The following is a 16,405-nucleotide window of genomic DNA, read 5'->3' as shown; positions in this document are numbered from 1 at the left end:
TATATGCCGAAGGTTATTTCAGTCCACTCTTATCGAGGTGGGACGGGTAAGTCTAACTTTACTGCTAACTTATCAACCACAGTTGCTGCGTTAGGCAACCGTGTGGGCGTCGTAGATACAGATGTTCCCTCGCCAGGGATTCATAGTTTGTTTTGTCTAGAGCCAGAGCAGATGGGCAAAACCTTGAATAACTACTTATGGGGAGAAAGTGCGATCGAGGATGCAGCTTATGATATCAGTAGCAATGTGGGGCTGAGTGGCAATAGTAAGCTATATCTGGTTCCTTCCAGTGTTAAAGCGGATGATATTGCCCGCATCTTAAAAGATGGCTACGATGTCAAGCTAATGAATGATGGCTTTCGTAGTTTAGTTAAAGCATTGCAATTAGACTATTTGTTCATTGATACTCATCCTGGTTTATCCAAAGAAACCTTTTTGTCGATCGCTATCTCTCACGTGCTAATCCTGATTCTGCGCCCCGATAAGCAGGATTACCAAGGCACAGCAGTCACAATAGATGTAGCACGGCAACTAAAAGTTCGCAAAATGTTGCTGGCAATCAATAAAGCGTACAGCAAGCTGAATATAGAAGCACTGAAACAGAAAGTAGAAGAAACTTACAACGAAACAGTGGCAGGGGTGTTTCCTTTGTCGGAAGATATAGTACAGCTTGCCAGTGAAGGCGTGTTTTGTGTGAAATATCCAGAACATCCGGTGAGTCAAGAGTTCCGCAAAGTGGCACAGCAGATTGTGGAGGGAAAAGCGTAATGTCTAATTTAGGGGATTTGCAGTCGCTTGCCAGTTCGATCGCAGCCGTTACGTCTCCCTTTCGCAACTATCTCAATGACTTATATGAAAAATATCGCTCGCTCAATGAGGGTGCTGTTGCCGATTACATCCCTGAATTAGCTACAGCGAAACCAGAGTGGTTTGGCATATGTGTAGTAACACAAGATGGGCAGCTTTTTGAAGTGGGGGATTGTGAGAAACTCTTTACGATTCAGTCAATTTCCAAAGCCTTTGTGTTTGGCTTGGCATTAGAAGATCATGGTCGTGAGTATGTTAACAGCAAAGTGAGTGTGGAGCCGACGGGAGAAGCCTTTAATGCGATCGTGCTTGATGAACTCACCAATCGTCCGTACAATCCGATGGTCAATGCAGGAGCGATCGCCACTACTGACCTGATCAAAGGGAAAAATGGCACCGAACGCTTGAAACGATTATTGGAAATGTTTAAACGCTACACCGGACGAGAGCATGACATCAACGTACCCGTCTTTTTATCCGAAAAGGCAACGGGCTATCGCAATCGGGCGATAGCATATTTAATGCTGAACTTTGGTATGGTCAGCGACAAAATTGATGAAACATTGGATCTCTACTTTCAGCAATGTTCGATTTTGGTGAATGCTAAAGATCTAGCAATGCTGGCAGCAACTTTAGCAAATGGCGGCATCAACCCTGTAACCAAAGAACGAGCAATCGATGAACGCTATGTGCAAGATGTGATTAGTGTGATGCTCAGTTGCGGTATGTATGATGCCTCAGGTGAGTGGGCATATCGGGTGGGATTACCTGCTAAGAGTGGTGTGGGTGGTGGCATTACGGCGATCGCTCCTGGGAAATTGGGCATTGGCACCTTCTCTCCACCGCTGGATGCCAAGGGCAACAGCCTGCGCGGAATTAAGGTCTGTGAAGACCTGTCAAAAGATTTTGGGTTGCATTTGTTTAATGTAGCCACACCAGAACGCAACTTGCAGGAATGGATTGCGGGTGGGGATGGTATCAATGACTGGTAAGGCTGCCAAGTTCCCAGGTAAATTTCGCCTCCGCACAACCCTGGTAGTACCCTTTGTGTTGCAAATTATTGCTGCCTTCGGGTTGGTGGGATGGATTGCTTACCGCAGCGGACAACAGGCTGTCAATGATGTTGCGAGCCAACTTCGTGCCGAACTCACTCATCGAATTACAGAAAGGCTAGAGTCGTATGTTGAAATTCCGAAGGCAATCAATCGCTTGAATGCTACTGCCTTTGCTCAAGGAGATATTAATGTCAGTAACCCCAAAGGCGAACACCTCTTTTGGCAGCAAATGCAGATTTATCCAACGCTGAGCTTTGTGTATTGTGGGGATGAGCAGGGAGGCTTTTTTGGCGTCAGGAGGTTTGCCGAGCAAGACAGCACCGAGGTTGTCCTGCAATTGAGCAATTCTGATACAAACTTTATTCGCCAGGGTTTCGGCTTCGACGGTCGAGGCAATCGCACAGTGTCAATGGGCAACTTCGATAAACCTTTTGATCCGCGAGTGCGCCCCTGGTATCAGGCAGCACAGGCAACAGGTGGGGAAGTTTGGAGTGAAATCTACCTCGCCTTTTCTACCCTGTTTCCGACGGTGACAGCAAGTACTCCGGTCTACGATCAAGCAAACACTCTGATTGGGGTCTGTGCAACTGACGTTTTCTTGCCGCAATTGAGTATTTTCTTGCAAAATCTAGAGTTTGGTAAGACAGGGAGCGCATTTATTATGGAGCGATCGGGACGATTGGTTGCTACCTCGTCCGTAGAATCGATGGTAACAGGAGAAGGAGAAAAAAGCGAGCGGCTATTGGCAACTGCTAGCACTAATTCCATCATTCGAGCCACAGCCGAGGATCTCAATCGTCGTTTTAGCAATCTCAACGAAATTCAATCTGTTCAACAACTCGATTTCAACCTGAATAGAGAACGGCAATACATCCAGGTGGTTCCCTTCCAAGACAGCAATTTGGATTGGTTGGTGGTTCTTACTATTCCTGAATCAGATTTCATGGCACAGATCAACGCTAGTCGCCGTAATGCCTTGTTGTTGAGCTTAGGAACGTTGGCTTCGGCGATCGCAATCGGCATTTTCACCTCTCGTTGGGTAACAAAACCAATTTACCGAGTCTCCCACGCTTCCGACAAGCTGGCTCAAGGCGAACTCAATCAGTATGTGAAACCTAGTCCTATTAGTGAACTGGATACGCTAGCAAGTTCGTTCAACACGATGGCAAAGCAACTGAAGGAATCATTTGATGCACTGCGACAAAGTGAAGCAACGAACCGCGCCATTGTCACGGCTATCCCTGATTTAATGATCCGTGCCAAAGGAGATGGAACTTATTTGGAGATCATCGGTAGCGATCGCTTACGGGGAGTGCACGGAGTCAGACAATTTAGTCCTGGTAGAACTGTGCAAGAATCACTCCCGCCCGATTTGGCAAACCAGCGAATGCACTACATCCAGCAAGCCTTAACCACAGGTGAATTACAGATTTACGAGCAACGCATCACGATCAACGATCAAGCCCAGGATGAAGAAGTCCGAATTTTAGTATTGGGAGACGATGAAGTATTGATTATGGTGCGCGATATCACCGATCGTAAGTCTTCCGAAGAATCGTTACGCATCGCCGAAGAAAACTATCGCAGCATTTTTGAAAATGCTCTAGAAGGCATCTTTCAATCTAGCCCTGAAGGTCGATTCATTAATGTGAATCCAGCATTAGCAAAGATTTATGGTTATGATTCTCCCAGTGAGATGCTCGAAAGCATCACCGACATTGGCACGCAGCTTTATGTCGATCCAGAAAAACGATTTGAATTCAAAACATTGCTAGAAAAGCAGGATGCTGCAATGGATTTTGAATACCGCTGCTATTGCAAAGATGGCAGTATCATCTGGATACAGATTGATGCTCGTGCTGTCAAAGACAACCGTGGTAAGGTTCTCTACTACGAAGGCATTGTGCAAGACATTACAGACCGCAAACGTCGCGAAGATGAACTGAGACGACAATTAGAAGAGTTGAGGATTGAAATTGACCAAAAAACTCGGGAAAAAGAAGTAGCAATGCTGACTGAAAGTAGCTACTTTCAGGAAGTGCAGCAAGAAATAGCAGAAGTAAACTTGGATGAATTTTGGGGTTAAGGGGTTATCTTGCAATATAGTGAGGTGTTTTTTAAAAAAGCGCACAGTTACACAGCTAAAGATGCTGTTCCTTAGCTCAGAGAAGTTAGCAACTGGAAGTCTTGAGAGTGCAATTGATATGAATATTACTGCGATAGAACTGCCAATGGAAAAAATTACTGCTAACAACGCGATCGCTGGCAAATTATCGAGTTTGCCCTATTTGGTTCCGTTGATGCAGGATTACTTGAGATGTTGACCCTCAACATCGATTATTTCAAGTCAAAGCCTGTTAACATTCCTAAGACGGTAGTCCTGCTTGACCACGGGTATCATCCTGAATATTTGATAGCGCAATTGGAGCAGGTTTATCCTCAGATCATGACGAAAATCCGGTCTGAATTGTCGGCAAAACTTACAAAACAACAGAAGGCAGCGCAAGGGAAATCTGGGTTTGTTCCAGTGGCAGCTAGGTGGATCATTGAGCGCTCAAATGGGTGGATGGAACGGTGTAAAATCCTGGTTAAGAACTTTGAACGGACTGTGCTGAATGCAAGCACCAAGATCGACCTCTGCTTTGTCAGGCTGATGCTTAAGCGGCTTGCAGCCTCTCCTTAAGATCTCAAATAGACTCTATATCACATAGCTCAAATAGTTTAGTTGAGATTGTATGCTGGGCAATACCCACCTTTTTTATTTAAATTAAAACTTTATAGCAGTCTAGTTGATCAATTTTAATCAACACAACTACCATTTCTAACTTGGACAGTCAATAATCAAAACATAAAAGTAAACTTAAATGTGAGTTTAAAAGCAGAGTGTACATATATGGATTTATGCTTATTAGCCGTATAGAATGCATAAACAAAAAAATTCTGTCTAACTAATAGTTATGTTGCATAGCAATTGAGACAGTGATTTGGAGCTTATCTACTTTTGTTCAAAACTTAAATATTTATTACATCTCAAGTTCTGAAATCCAAAAGTTAGTCAGTGTAGTTCAAGGCTGCCTATGAACTCACTATCTTGCGGAGGGTCATGAACCGAGTAGTTCGTTTTATAAGTATTGCTCTTGTTTCGTTGAGTTGCATTGTTTTTACCCTATTTCAAACAATGCAACCAGCATCAACTATGACACAATCAGCAATTGAAACTTCATCCGTCGTAAACGTCGCTCAAAGCATTAATTTTGGACGACACTTTCAAGATTTGGGCGTTGAGGGTTCAATTATGATCTATGACTCGAACAACGATCGTGTTTTTCAACATAATCCACAACGCAATACAACAGCTTTTTTACCTGCATCGACATTCAAAATTCTTAACTCTCTGATTTCGCTGGAAACTAGAGTCATTTCGGATGAAATCGCTGTTCTTACGTGGGATGGAATTTCGAGATTTCCTGAGTGGAACCGAGATTTGAATATGAGAGAGGCAATCAAGCTCTCTGCTATCTGGTTTTATCAAGTTCTAGCCCGCCGAGTAGGATATGAACGAATGCAACAATGGGTGAACCAAGTTGGATACGGCAACCAAAAGATTGGTGATAGCGATGATATTGATAAGTTCTGGCTACAGGGAGAGCTGCGAATTACACCTCAAGAGCAGATTCAGTTTCTTCGTCGCCTATACAAAAACGACTTACCTTTTTCTAAGCGATCGCTTTCTATTGTCAAAGACATCATGATTATGGAGAAAACGCCAGACTATACAATCACTGGTAAGACAGGTTGGGTCGGTGTTGCAGATGATGTGACACCAAAAATCGGATGGTATGTCGGTTACTTGGAGAAAGGAGAGAATGTTTACTTTTTTGCCACTAACATCGATATTCGGAACGAGAAAGATCCAGCCGCCCGACTAGAGTTGACACGTCGCTGCTTTAAAGATCTAGCAGTGCTGTAATTGACTCTCTGAGAATGCCGCACAACAATTCTGCTGCACCGGATTGTCCAGCGAGTAGGAACGTTAACCTAAGATTGGTGGTAGAGTCAGGCGATCGCACTTTTCTAAGTTTTGTTATAAATGTCGGCTGATTAGTCCGGCAATTATTATGTAAGAAATGTTCACCCTTACTATGAAGAAATACTTGAAGTAGAACACCTCAATGTGAAAACGGACACAATTTTCTATCAATTATTTCAAAACTTTCCAAGTATCTTTTTTGAACTTATTGGTCAACCAGCTGCTACGGGTGACATCTACGAATTCATCTCGAGTGAAGTCAAACAAACTGCCTTTAGAATTGATATATCAACGGGCGGCGAGGAAACTTCGCCGACATTAGTTGATGGGTTATTCCTTCCTGCTCCTGGTTGAAGCGATCAACCGATCTACTTTGTCGAAGTACAATTTCAAAAAGATACTCGGATATACCAGTGCTTTTTCGCTGACGTTTTTCTGTACTTTTCTCGCTATGATTGTGCTAACGATTGGCGCGGAGTGGTAGTTTTCAAGAAAAGAAGCTTAGATCCTGGCGTACCACCACAATATCAAGACCTGTTTGTAAGTCAACGAGTCACACAGATCTATTTAGATGAGTTGGGAGTAACCAACCAATCTATTGGCGTAGGCGTGGTGCGACTTGTTGTTTAGCTGCTGATAGTTCCAACTAAAAGAATATTGGTACTGCATTAGTAAATTGTAGTTATCTACCTTCTGAAGCTCGCTCTAGTTGCTGTCGTACCCAGGCGCGGAATGAACGCAAAGTTTTAGTTTCACCATCAATCAGACTTTGTGCAATTAGCTGCGGAACTAAATCTGGATCGAGTAGGGGAAAGGTGGGACTTTTTTGTGTTTGGGTGTATGTCGAATTAGGTTCAGATAATACGAGAATTTGTAGCGATCGCCCATCATAACGCCAAATTTCTGGAACACCTACAGCAGCATAAATCGAAAGTTTATCAATTGAGCTACTAGTAATATCAATTTCTACTACCAAGTCCGGAGGTGGATCAATAGTTAGATCAATATGACGTTTATTCCTCACACGCGATTCATTGGAAATGTAATAACACGAGTCCGGTTCGGCTCCACGTCTCATATTTTCGTGCTTGAGAGTTAGTGAACCAAACTTTTTGAGATTAAGATTGAGTTCATCAGCTAATACTCGAATTAGATCGTCAATAAACCTATTTGTATTTTCATGCTCTCCTAGTGGAGTCATAATTTCTAATATTCCATCAATATAAGCCAAACGTACTTTGCGCTTCTCGCCCATTTCATTCAGCATGGCTGTAAATGTTTGCCAACTAATATTCTTAAGAACAACTCTTTGTTCGGCTAATGCTTGTGTTGTAACCATACTTACCCCTGATACGACTAAACCACTCGATAATGCCTTTGGCGATCGCGGCGGCACAAATCAACTGAGCATAACATCCAGAAATCTCGATATCACCTAAAATATACAGAAAGTTTTTATCTAATAATTATATAGTTGGGCACAACAGAGAGGTCTGCGTGGAAGAACAGTTGAAACACTATCAGAACAAATTGAATTACGAAATAGACTCATGGGATTTGAAAGTTGCGCTTGAAGGTAAAGAGAAAGTTATTGTCATTGATGCGCGATCGCCGCAAGCGTACAAAACAGAACACATCCCTAGCGCCATTAATATTCCCCACCGCCAGATGAGTTCGGAATCGACAGCTCATCTAGACAAATCTGCGTTGGTAGTCACATACTGCGATGGAATTGGGTGCAACGCATCAACCAAGGGCGCTCTAGCCATGACCAAACTTGGATTCAGGGTCAAAGAACTGATGGGTGGCTTGGATTGGTGGAAGCGTGATGGCTACCCCACATTAACTGGTGCAGCTGCAAGCACTGAAAACTCAGCATCCTGTGGTTGTGCCTAACCCTATATTGGTACGGTTAAACGGAGGTTCTTGGAAAAAATCAAAGTTCACTTACTATCGCGCAACCTTACTGTTAACTCAGTTGCAGCAACTAAATTGTGCGATCGCACTTCGGTAGCATCAGTTGATGTTGTTACTAACGTTGATTTATTTCTAAAAAATTTGTGCGAACAATGTATGTTTGGCTAGAATTTGCTTAAAGGTACTTACCCTCACAGGGCTAGTGGTTTTTCAATAACTTTTGAGGGGTCATTGATCCCTCAAAAAACACTTAAATTTAATTGTTAATTGTAGAGTACCCCACAATTAACAATTGACAGACCGCTAAGTTCCAATGACGCCACCGTCATCTTTAGTGATAACCACCGTCGCTGAACGAGGATAGATTTCTGGGTTTTTGTTGGGCCAGCGTGAGTTGATTTTACCTGCCGCGAATTCTTCTTCGGAAGTGGTCGCTCCTGGATGCTGAACGTTGATAAACATTGTACGCTGGTCAGGGGTTGTCACCACACCCGTGATTTCTTGACCGATTGGTCCAGTCAAGAAGCGGCGAATTTCACCAGTATTTACATCAGCCGCCAACATTTGGTTGTTGCCAAACTGAGCAAACTCACCCTGATTTTGAGAGCTTTCACCAATGTCAGTCTGAATCCAAAGGCGAGCGTCAGCATCAAACCATAGTCCATCCGGATTCACGAAGATGTTGTCTGCATTGAGAGGACGACCAGATAGCTTGCGGCTGTCATCTTCTGGTCCAGACAGCACAAATATATCCCATTTAAACGAGGTAGCAGTTGGGTTCTTGCCAGCTTCACTCCAGCGAATGATGTGTCCCCAATCGTTCTCAGGGCGAGGATTTGCTGCATCCACTTGGTCTTTTTCGCGGTTGGAGTTGTTGGTTAGTGTAAAGTAAACATTTCCATTGCGAGGATCAACTGCACCCCACTCAGGACGATCCATCTTAGTTGCACCTACAAAATCAGCAGCCGTGCGCGTATTAACTAGAACATCTGCCTGATCCTGGAAGCCATTTTCAGAAGTGAGTTCGTTCTCGCCAAACTTCAGTGCGAGCCAGTTCCCTGTACCGTCTTCATTAAACCGAGCTACATAAAGCGTTCCATCGTCTAATAAAGCCCCGCTTGCTGTTGCTTGGTTATAGGGCTGTGCTGACACGTATTTGTAAATGTACTCAAACCGAGCATCATCACCGGAATAGCAAACAATGGGTTGACCTTCTACAGGTGGCTGAAACACAACTCCCTCATGAGCAAACCGCCCAAGGTAAGTATGTTTTACCGGAGTGTTTGGATTGAAAGGATCAATTTCTACTACCCAGCCAAAGGTATTCGGCTCGTTACGATAGTCCTCAGTTGCACTAGCACCACTTGCAGAAGCCCCAAAGCGAATATACTCATCTGCTTTGTTATCTGCCAATTCCCAGCCATAGCGTGAAGTGCCATCTGTAGAAACTCCGTAACGCTCGTGATCGCGAGGAACGTCTTCATCATTGTTGAGAAAATATCTAGCCCAGTTTTCTTCACAGGTGAGATAGGTATTCCAAGGAGTAACACCGTGGGCACAGTTATTGATTGTGCCGCGAGTTCTTGTCCCATCTGGGCTATACTTCGTTTTAATTAAATCAGATCCTCGCACAGGTCCTCGAATTTCCATTGGTGTCAAGGCTGTAATGCGGCGGTTACGCGGATCGCGTACTACGCGCCAACTACCATCAGACTGGCGAGATATCCGAGTAATGCTCACTCCATGACCATTCATTTCTTTGAGCACTTGATCTGTTTCACGGGTTCCGTCTTCTTTCTTGGGAAAATCATCAGGACCTAATGCTTGCCCTACCGCTGCTGCATGGGTATAACGTGGCTCGACATATTCGTGGTTGACGACTAAAAGTCCATCAACGGAGCTACCTTCGTAGGGTGACTTACCTTCAATAGGGAAAAAATGCATACCGTCATGGTGCTGTCCTACCTGCATTCCCTGTTCTGCCCCAGTGTTCTTTAAACTATAGCTGGGAAAACTACCGCTAATAGGTTCTCCCCAGGGTATGAGAACGCGGGCGGTGTACCCTTCTGGAACCACGATGGAATCGGCTTCGCTGATCGGAACTGCTTTAAACCCCATCATGGAAGTGCTAGCATTCGCAGGACGAGCTTTTAACCCATTCAGGACTGGACCAGCAAACATGGATGTTACAGCTGCTGCAAGTGTACCTCTTAATACTTGACGACGCTGTAAGCGAGAGTTCAGGATCGATGAAAAGCAAGGATTGTTGGAACGATTACAGATCGGCTCGCCATCGCTATCAAACTGCTGATTGTGGCGTGTATTCTCCTCATATACCCCTCCTCTGGCAATACGGGAATACTTCTGCCGTAGGCTGCGTTTACTACTCACGTTAAGTTCTCCTCTTGTCTTGCTTGCCCTGTTACCGAGCTGATGTGAGAATAAGTGGAGTTATAGCTAGAACTTACGCAAATTAAGAAAATATGAGCCACATTAGCGTAGCTTTTTTACTCTCTGCGGACGCCAAGAAAGAAAAGATAAGGAGAGTTTTTGCGTAAGTCCTATAGCACTGTAAACTCACGTTATTACAGCTAACTACAATACCTATATAAGATTAAGTTTTAGTTAATTTATAGTTAATAGTTTCTATTAATTATTTGAATACTACTTAAGTGCAATTATTACGCACCCATGCCTGAATATTGTTTTAATCCTTGTCGCCACAACCAGCGATTAATAACAAAAAATAAGGCAATCCAACCAAATGTGACTAGCATACCCTGCAATATATTGACAGGTAAACCAATGAGTAGTGATGCAGGAAAATCAATTAAATACGGAAAAGGCGTCCAAAGCAAGACGTTGCGAATATTTTCTGGAAACACGTCTAAAGGAGCAATTAAACCTGAAAAAAATAGATAAAATAAGAACCAAAAGTTTTCTATTGCATTAGCTCTTTCAGTCCAAAATGCGAAGAGTGCAAATGTGTATTGAATCAAAAATCTTAGAATAAAAGCAAAGATGACTGCGATCGCAAACAATAAGATGTGACTCAAACTCGGTATCCAAACGGCTTGAGGGTAAAGAATAAAAAACAATCCTACCAATGCTAAAGCAAATGGAAGACGTGCTAATCTCTCAGAAAGATGCGAGGCGACATGATGCCAGACAGGATCAATTGGTTGTAATAAACGCGGTGAAAGTTTTCCTTCGACAACTTCTTTCTCAAATTCATAAATTACCCAAACAACAGTGAACTGTCTCACAACAAATACAGTGAGAAAGTAACGGGCAAAATCTTCTGGAGACAATCCAAATTGCCCACTTTGAGCAGCTTCTGTCCATACTCCCATTAAAATAAGTGGCAAGCTACCAGACAAAGCCCACAAAAATAACTCTGCGCGGTATTCGAGCATATATGCATAATATGCACTCAGCAAAACTCTCGCTTTTTTCATAATTGAATTCATAACACGCCACCAGCACTAAAGACACGACCAATCACTTCTTCCACTGGTGGATCGGTGACAGTTAAGTCAATCACCTCCAACTCTGCTAAGATTTGCGCAACAGTACGAGTTAAGGCTTCGCGTTGTACTAAAAAACGAGCAGATTGTCCTTCTATAGATTTGATTTCGCCGTAATGCATCAACTTTGCTTCTGGTAAAGGCTGTGCGAGTTCTACTTGTACTTCGCGATAAGGGGCAAATTGATCGATCAGTCCTTCTAAACTGCCATCATAAATTAACATTCCTTGGTGGATAACTAGCACGCGTTTGCACAATGCACTAATATCTGCCATATAGTGACTTGTTAATAAAATTGTGGCGTCATACCGCTTATTGTACTCGCGTAAGAATTCACGTACTCCTACTTGAGCATTGACATCAAGCCCTAGCGTTGGTTCGTCTAAAAAGAGGACTTGCGGTTGATGGAGTAATGCAGCCATCAGTTCAGCTTTCATGCGTTCTCCAAGCGACAGCTTGCGTACTGGCTGGTTCAACTTACCTTGTAGTGAAAGCATTTCAGTAAGTTCGCCGACACGCTGACGATAGTCTTTATCTGAGAGGTTGTAGACAGCAGCATTGATCTTTAAAGTATCTAATGCAGGTAAATCCCAAATCAACTGTTGCTTTTGCCCCATTACAAGCGTGATCTGTTTTAAAAAGCCTGGTTTCCGCTGAAATGGAATGTATCCAGCAACTCGCACGCGCCCAGCTGAAGGATGAATTAAACCTGTCAGCATTTTTAAGGTAGTGGTTTTTCCTGCACCATTTGCGCCTAAAAAACCGACAACTTCTCCTGGTTCAATATCAAAGGAAACTTGTTTCACTGCTTCTACCATGCGATAAGTACGGCGGAAAAAGTGTTGTATTGTTCCTTTCAGTCCAGGTTCTTTAACGGCTACAGGATAAACTTTACTAAGATTTTCAGCCGAAATGATGGGCATATAATTTAGGGGCGAGGAGCGAGGGGTGAGGGATGAGGAAATGAGAATTGCAAATTGTTGACAAATTGCTCTCCATGAACAATAGTAATCAAAATCTTAATTAGAATGCCGAGTGACGCTTACAACTGGATTGAACAATCGCTTGCAACTATTCACAAAGCCGATTGGTATCGCACTGTGCAGACAATTCAAGGACGTTCGGGGGCGATGGTGCAAATAAATGGGCGATCGCTGATTAATTTTGCGAGTAATGATTACCTCGGATTATCCAGTGACGATCGCTTAATTCAAGCTGCAATCACTGCTACACAAAAATATGGTACAGGTAGTACAGGTTCGCGACTTCTCAGCGGACACCGCAAATTACACCGCGAGTTAGAATGTGCGATCGCATCTCTTAAGCAAACCGAAGATGCGTTAGTCTTTAGTTCGGGTTATCTGGCAAATCTGGGCGTTGTTTCTGCAGTAGTCGGTCAGCGCGATCTTATTTTATCGGATCAATACAATCACTCATCGTTGAAAAATGGAGCAATTCTCAGCGGTGCTACTGTGATTGAATATCCGCATTGCGATTTAGTATCACTCCAAACTCATCTCGATCAACAACGCGATCGCTATCGTCGCTGTCTGATTTTGACTGATAGTGTTTTTAGTATGGATGGTGACTTATGTCCTTTATCAGAGCTACTGAATTTAGCTGAGCATTACAACTGTATGCTGCTAGTTGATGAAGCTCATGCTACTGGCGTATTGGGCAAACGTGGCGCTGGATGTGTAGAACACTTCGATTGTACGCAACGTCAACTCATTCAGGTTGGAACACTCAGTAAAGCCTTAGGGAGTTTAGGTGGTTATGTTGCTGGAACCAAAACTTTAATTGATTTCTTACGCAATCGCGCCCCTAGTTGGATATATACAACTGCGCTGTCACCTGCAGATACCGCAGCAGCTTTAGCAGCAATCCAAATTATTCAGCAAGAACCCGAACGGCGTCAACAATTATGGCGCAATATTGACAATTTTAAATTACTGATACATCAACTATCACACTTAAAATTATTACCTTCTGACTCTGCAATTCTTTGCTTATTATTACCAACTGCGGCTGATGCTTTAATTGCTGCTCGTCACTTACAAGATGCTGGTATTTTTGCTCCTGCAATTCGCCCTCCCACAGTACCAACAAGCCGAATTCGGATTTCACTGATGGCGACTCATTCTCTTACTCATATCAAGCAACTTGTAGATGTTTTGAGCGCCATCAAAATAGTTTCTACCACTTCATCTAAATCTGTTCGCGGCGATCGATAATGACAACATTGGGATCGTTATTAGGAATAGTACTCGTAGTAGGTCCGCTATATTCTGTGCTATGAGTTACTTCAGTTGTTGCATCTGCAAGAGAAGTTTGAATGCCAGTAGTTGCAGGAATTTCATAAATGCCAAACTCTTGAATGCCGCGATTCATTAAAATTGATTCGGCGTTGATGATGTCTTGTGTAGTGCCATCGACAATGACTAAATAACCACCACTAGCGACTCGTTGATTATAAATTCTTGCTCTTTCTTCAGGAATACCCAAGCCAAGCAATGCTCCAAGTAAACCACCTGTGACTGCACCAACTGCGCCACCAGCGATCGCTGCGGTTAATGCTGAAGCGACTTCTCCTGCAAATAATACTGGACCTACACCAGGTACGACAAGACTACCCAAACCAACTAGTAAGCCTGTAATTCCTCCTAATACACCACCTGTCAGCGCTCCCGCTGTTGCACCTTCACCTGATTTATTATCAAAGGTATCGTTAACATCAATTCCTGCGATTTCGTCTTGAGTTGCTTCGTCGCGGGCAATGATAGAAATTTTGTCCATTGAAAAACCGCGATCGCGCAGTTCACTGATTGCTTGTTCTGCATCCAAATAGCTAGAAAACACACCAATTGCACGTCTTTTTATGTCATTAACCATTTGTTACTACCCTACTTATGTTTTCAAGTATTTTCTTTTCTAATACCTAATTTTTTAGCAGTTTAATTAAACAAATAGCATCAACCTATGGAAATAACACGAACATACGAAAAACTAATATAGATTAAATCTTATATTATCAATACTGAAGATTTAATGATTCCAGAAAAGTTTTTAAAAACTATTACAGTAATTATATTTGATTTATAAAACTTACTTCTAAAAAATAGCTAAATGCAGAGAACAATAATTGTTATCTATAACTCAAGAATGATATACCATCAAAAACACATCGGAAACAATTAGTAATTTTTAGATAAATATTTAAAATCACAGCAAAAAAATACCAAAACATTTATTTACATCTCTTGTTATGTTTTCTCTTTGTATACTTTATAGTTCGTTTTCTAAAAGATCTGATAACTGCAATCGAAGTGTGATAGCTACTCTGTATTTTATGAATGCAATTAAAGCTGGCTCAAGCTTACTATTCACCTCTTAAAGAAAAGATACAGCTACCCTCAACGGAAATTGCGACTTATGGGTTCGGTTCTACGACTGTCATTGATGACCAAATCTCGATATCTTATGTATTGACATCAAGATTGAAGCACTACTAAAAAATTATGAGTTGAAGGGGTGAGTACTGGTGCGCAAATGGATAATACCAACACTGAGTGAGATACTAGCCAGTAATGACACACAACACGACGGCTATGGTAGTCATTCATGCTTATTGTCTGCAAGTCATGAAGGAAGCACTGCAGTAGATGTGACAGCGCAGCAATGGCGAGTTGCGATCGCCGCATTGGAGAACTTACTGCAACAAATCTACCTTAAACATACCGTTGATGAGAATTGCCAGTTATCTACTCAAGGAGTAATATTGGCAGGTCCCGTACCAGTTATTAGCAATCCTCAACTCGTTAACAAATTACCTTCTTGGACTTTTACGGCAGATTCCTGGCAGCATCAATTACTGCCATCAAGTTTAAGTACTGCAGTACAAAAATCACAAGTAGCTAGAGAACCAGGAGTTTTGTTACCGTTGATTTCTGGAGATCCACTGGCACGAGAACAGTTCTGTCTTGTTTTAACTGCACAATTTAGCTTGGCAATGGTTCTCGCAGAAAATGCTTATGGTGTACCAGTATTTTTATTTTCTTTTGAACCAGAAGTCGTGGAACAGGCATGGTACGCTTTGAGAGCAAGAGCTGCACTCACAACTTCTGAATCGGTATTGCATTTAGATGAACTTATTCAGCAATATTATCCAGTAGTGCCAGATTACCGAACAGTAATGCACTTTAGCCGCTTGCTGTTGCAGCACATACCAGAATCCCACGAAGAAATTCGTAATTCTACACAAAATAATAATTTAGAACTAAGTCACGCAACACCTCGCGTAGATGTGGAATTACTTCAAGCCTTCGCGCACGAGGTACGGACACCCTTAACGACAATCCGAACATTGACTCGCTTACTACTTAAGCGCCGCGATTTAGCAACTGATGCAATTCAACGATTGGAAATCATTGACCATGAGTGTACCGAACAAATTGACCGCATGGAGCTTTTATTCCGTGCAGCAGAACTAGAAAAATGTACTGCCAAGCACTCAGGTACTTATTTAACAGCAATGTCATTAACGCAGGTCTTACAGCAGAGTGTTCCGCGTTGGCAAAAACAAGCCAGCCGGCGTAATTTAACTTTGGATGTTGTTTTACCGCAACAGCTACCAACTGTAGTCAGCGATCCGAAAATGCTGGATCAAGTCTTGACAGGGTTAATTGAAAACTTCACTCGCAGCTTACCACCAGGCAGTCACATCCAAGTACAAGTTATTCCAGCGGGAGATCAATTAAAGTTGCAATTACTGCCAAAATCTCAACTCGAAGAAAATAAAGGAGAAGAATCTACCGTACCACCAATTCGTAAGTCGCTTGGTCAATTACTCACATTTCAACCTGAAACTGGCAATATTAGTTTGAACATGACAGCTACCAAACAGTTATTTCAAGCTATTGGCGGTAAACTTATCATCCGACAACGTCCCCACGAAGGCGAAGTTTTGACGATTTTCTTGCCGTTAGATGTCAAGCAAACCGAATACTGTAGCTAGTATTGATCTAATTCTAATTAGATGCAGGTCTAATTAGTGAAAGGTATGGAACAGG

Annotated in this window: 14 protein-coding genes and 1 pseudogene; 10 read left to right on the top strand and 5 right to left on the bottom strand. The window is 42.6% G+C overall.

Annotated features, from left to right (window positions below; translation table 11 throughout):
• Positions 1–3: 3 nt before the first annotated feature.
• The 6 genes and pseudogenes from CSQ79_RS23730 to CSQ79_RS28445 all read left to right on the top strand — a co-directional run bounded on the left by CSQ79_RS23730 (position 4) and on the right by CSQ79_RS28445 (position 6,522).
• Entirely contained in the window at positions 4–768 is a 765-nt protein-coding gene (locus tag CSQ79_RS23730; protein WP_099703585.1) for a MinD/ParA family ATP-binding protein, read from the top strand.
• Positions 768–1,799, top strand: coding sequence for a glutaminase A (gene glsA, locus CSQ79_RS23725; protein ID WP_099703584.1), 1,032 nt, complete (start codon positions 768–770; stop codon positions 1,797–1,799). Before CSQ79_RS23730 ends, glsA begins: the two co-directional genes overlap by 1 nt.
• Positions 1,789–3,948: a PAS domain S-box protein gene (locus CSQ79_RS23720; RefSeq protein WP_099703583.1), complete on the top strand. Its 2,160-nt coding sequence runs from the start codon at positions 1,789–1,791 to the stop codon at positions 3,946–3,948. The genes glsA and CSQ79_RS23720 overlap by 11 nt, the downstream gene beginning before the upstream one ends.
• A 183-nt stretch (positions 3,949–4,131) precedes the next feature.
• Complete coding sequence (locus tag CSQ79_RS23710; protein ID WP_099703581.1) at positions 4,132–4,545, top strand: transposase; 414 nt, start codon at positions 4,132–4,134, stop codon at positions 4,543–4,545.
• Positions 4,546–4,965: 420 nt separating this feature from the next.
• Complete coding sequence (gene blaOXA, locus CSQ79_RS23705) at positions 4,966–5,832, top strand: class D beta-lactamase (RefSeq protein WP_099703580.1); 867 nt, start codon at positions 4,966–4,968, stop codon at positions 5,830–5,832.
• 204 nt (positions 5,833–6,036) lie between these two features.
• Positions 6,037–6,522, top strand: a pseudogene (locus CSQ79_RS28445) (Rpn family recombination-promoting nuclease/putative transposase).
• Positions 6,523–6,574: 52 nt separating this feature from the next.
• On the opposite strand, the gene CSQ79_RS23690 reads toward CSQ79_RS28445, so the two are convergent.
• Positions 6,575–7,231 (bottom strand): Uma2 family endonuclease, encoded by a 657-nt coding sequence (locus tag CSQ79_RS23690; RefSeq protein ID WP_099703577.1) that lies wholly within the window; start codon positions 7,229–7,231, stop codon positions 6,575–6,577.
• A gap of 158 nt (positions 7,232–7,389) precedes the next feature.
• Between CSQ79_RS23690 and CSQ79_RS23685 the strand changes: the two genes are divergently transcribed.
• A complete protein-coding gene (locus tag CSQ79_RS23685) occupies positions 7,390–7,788 on the top strand; it encodes a rhodanese-like domain-containing protein (protein ID WP_099703576.1) in 399 nt (132 codons plus the stop codon).
• A gap of 30 nt (positions 7,789–7,818) precedes the next feature.
• Complete coding sequence (locus CSQ79_RS28440) at positions 7,819–7,977, top strand: hypothetical protein (protein ID WP_289501501.1); 159 nt, start codon at positions 7,819–7,821, stop codon at positions 7,975–7,977.
• Positions 7,978–8,112: 135 nt separating this feature from the next.
• Here the strand turns inward: CSQ79_RS28440 and CSQ79_RS23680 are convergent, their stop codons facing one another.
• The 3 genes from CSQ79_RS23680 to CSQ79_RS23670 all read right to left on the bottom strand — a co-directional run bounded on the left by CSQ79_RS23680 (position 8,113) and on the right by CSQ79_RS23670 (position 12,259).
• A complete protein-coding gene (locus CSQ79_RS23680; protein ID WP_099703575.1) occupies positions 8,113–10,200 on the bottom strand; it encodes a PhoX family protein in 2,088 nt (695 codons plus the stop codon).
• A gap of 290 nt (positions 10,201–10,490) precedes the next feature.
• A complete protein-coding gene (locus CSQ79_RS23675) occupies positions 10,491–11,267 on the bottom strand; it encodes an ABC transporter permease (protein WP_502693962.1) in 777 nt (258 codons plus the stop codon).
• Positions 11,268–11,275: 8 nt separating this feature from the next.
• A complete protein-coding gene (locus CSQ79_RS23670) occupies positions 11,276–12,259 on the bottom strand; it encodes an ABC transporter ATP-binding protein (RefSeq protein WP_099703573.1) in 984 nt (327 codons plus the stop codon).
• Between the two features lie 105 nt (positions 12,260–12,364).
• Here CSQ79_RS23670 and bioF point away from each other — a divergent pair, with 105 nt between their 5' ends.
• Entirely contained in the window at positions 12,365–13,570 is a 1,206-nt protein-coding gene (gene bioF / locus CSQ79_RS23665) for an 8-amino-7-oxononanoate synthase (RefSeq protein ID WP_099703572.1), read from the top strand.
• Here the strand turns inward: bioF and CSQ79_RS23660 are convergent.
• A complete protein-coding gene (locus CSQ79_RS23660; RefSeq protein ID WP_099703571.1) occupies positions 13,545–14,228 on the bottom strand; it encodes a general stress protein in 684 nt (227 codons plus the stop codon). The two genes, bioF and CSQ79_RS23660, sit on opposite strands and share 26 nt — an antisense overlap.
• Before the next feature lie 649 nt (positions 14,229–14,877).
• Between CSQ79_RS23660 and CSQ79_RS23655 the strand changes: the two genes are divergently transcribed.
• Positions 14,878–16,350 (top strand): sensor histidine kinase, encoded by a 1,473-nt coding sequence (locus CSQ79_RS23655; RefSeq protein WP_099703570.1) that lies wholly within the window; start codon positions 14,878–14,880, stop codon positions 16,348–16,350.
• The last annotated feature ends 55 nt before the right edge of the window (positions 16,351–16,405 follow it).

Origin of the sequence: Gloeocapsopsis sp. IPPAS B-1203, from assembly GCF_002749975.1 — a bacterium.
Lineage (GTDB): Bacteria > Cyanobacteriota > Cyanobacteriia > Cyanobacteriales > Chroococcidiopsidaceae > Gloeocapsopsis.
Note: the sequence above shows the minus strand (reverse complement) of the source record. Positions and strands in the feature narration are given on the sequence as shown.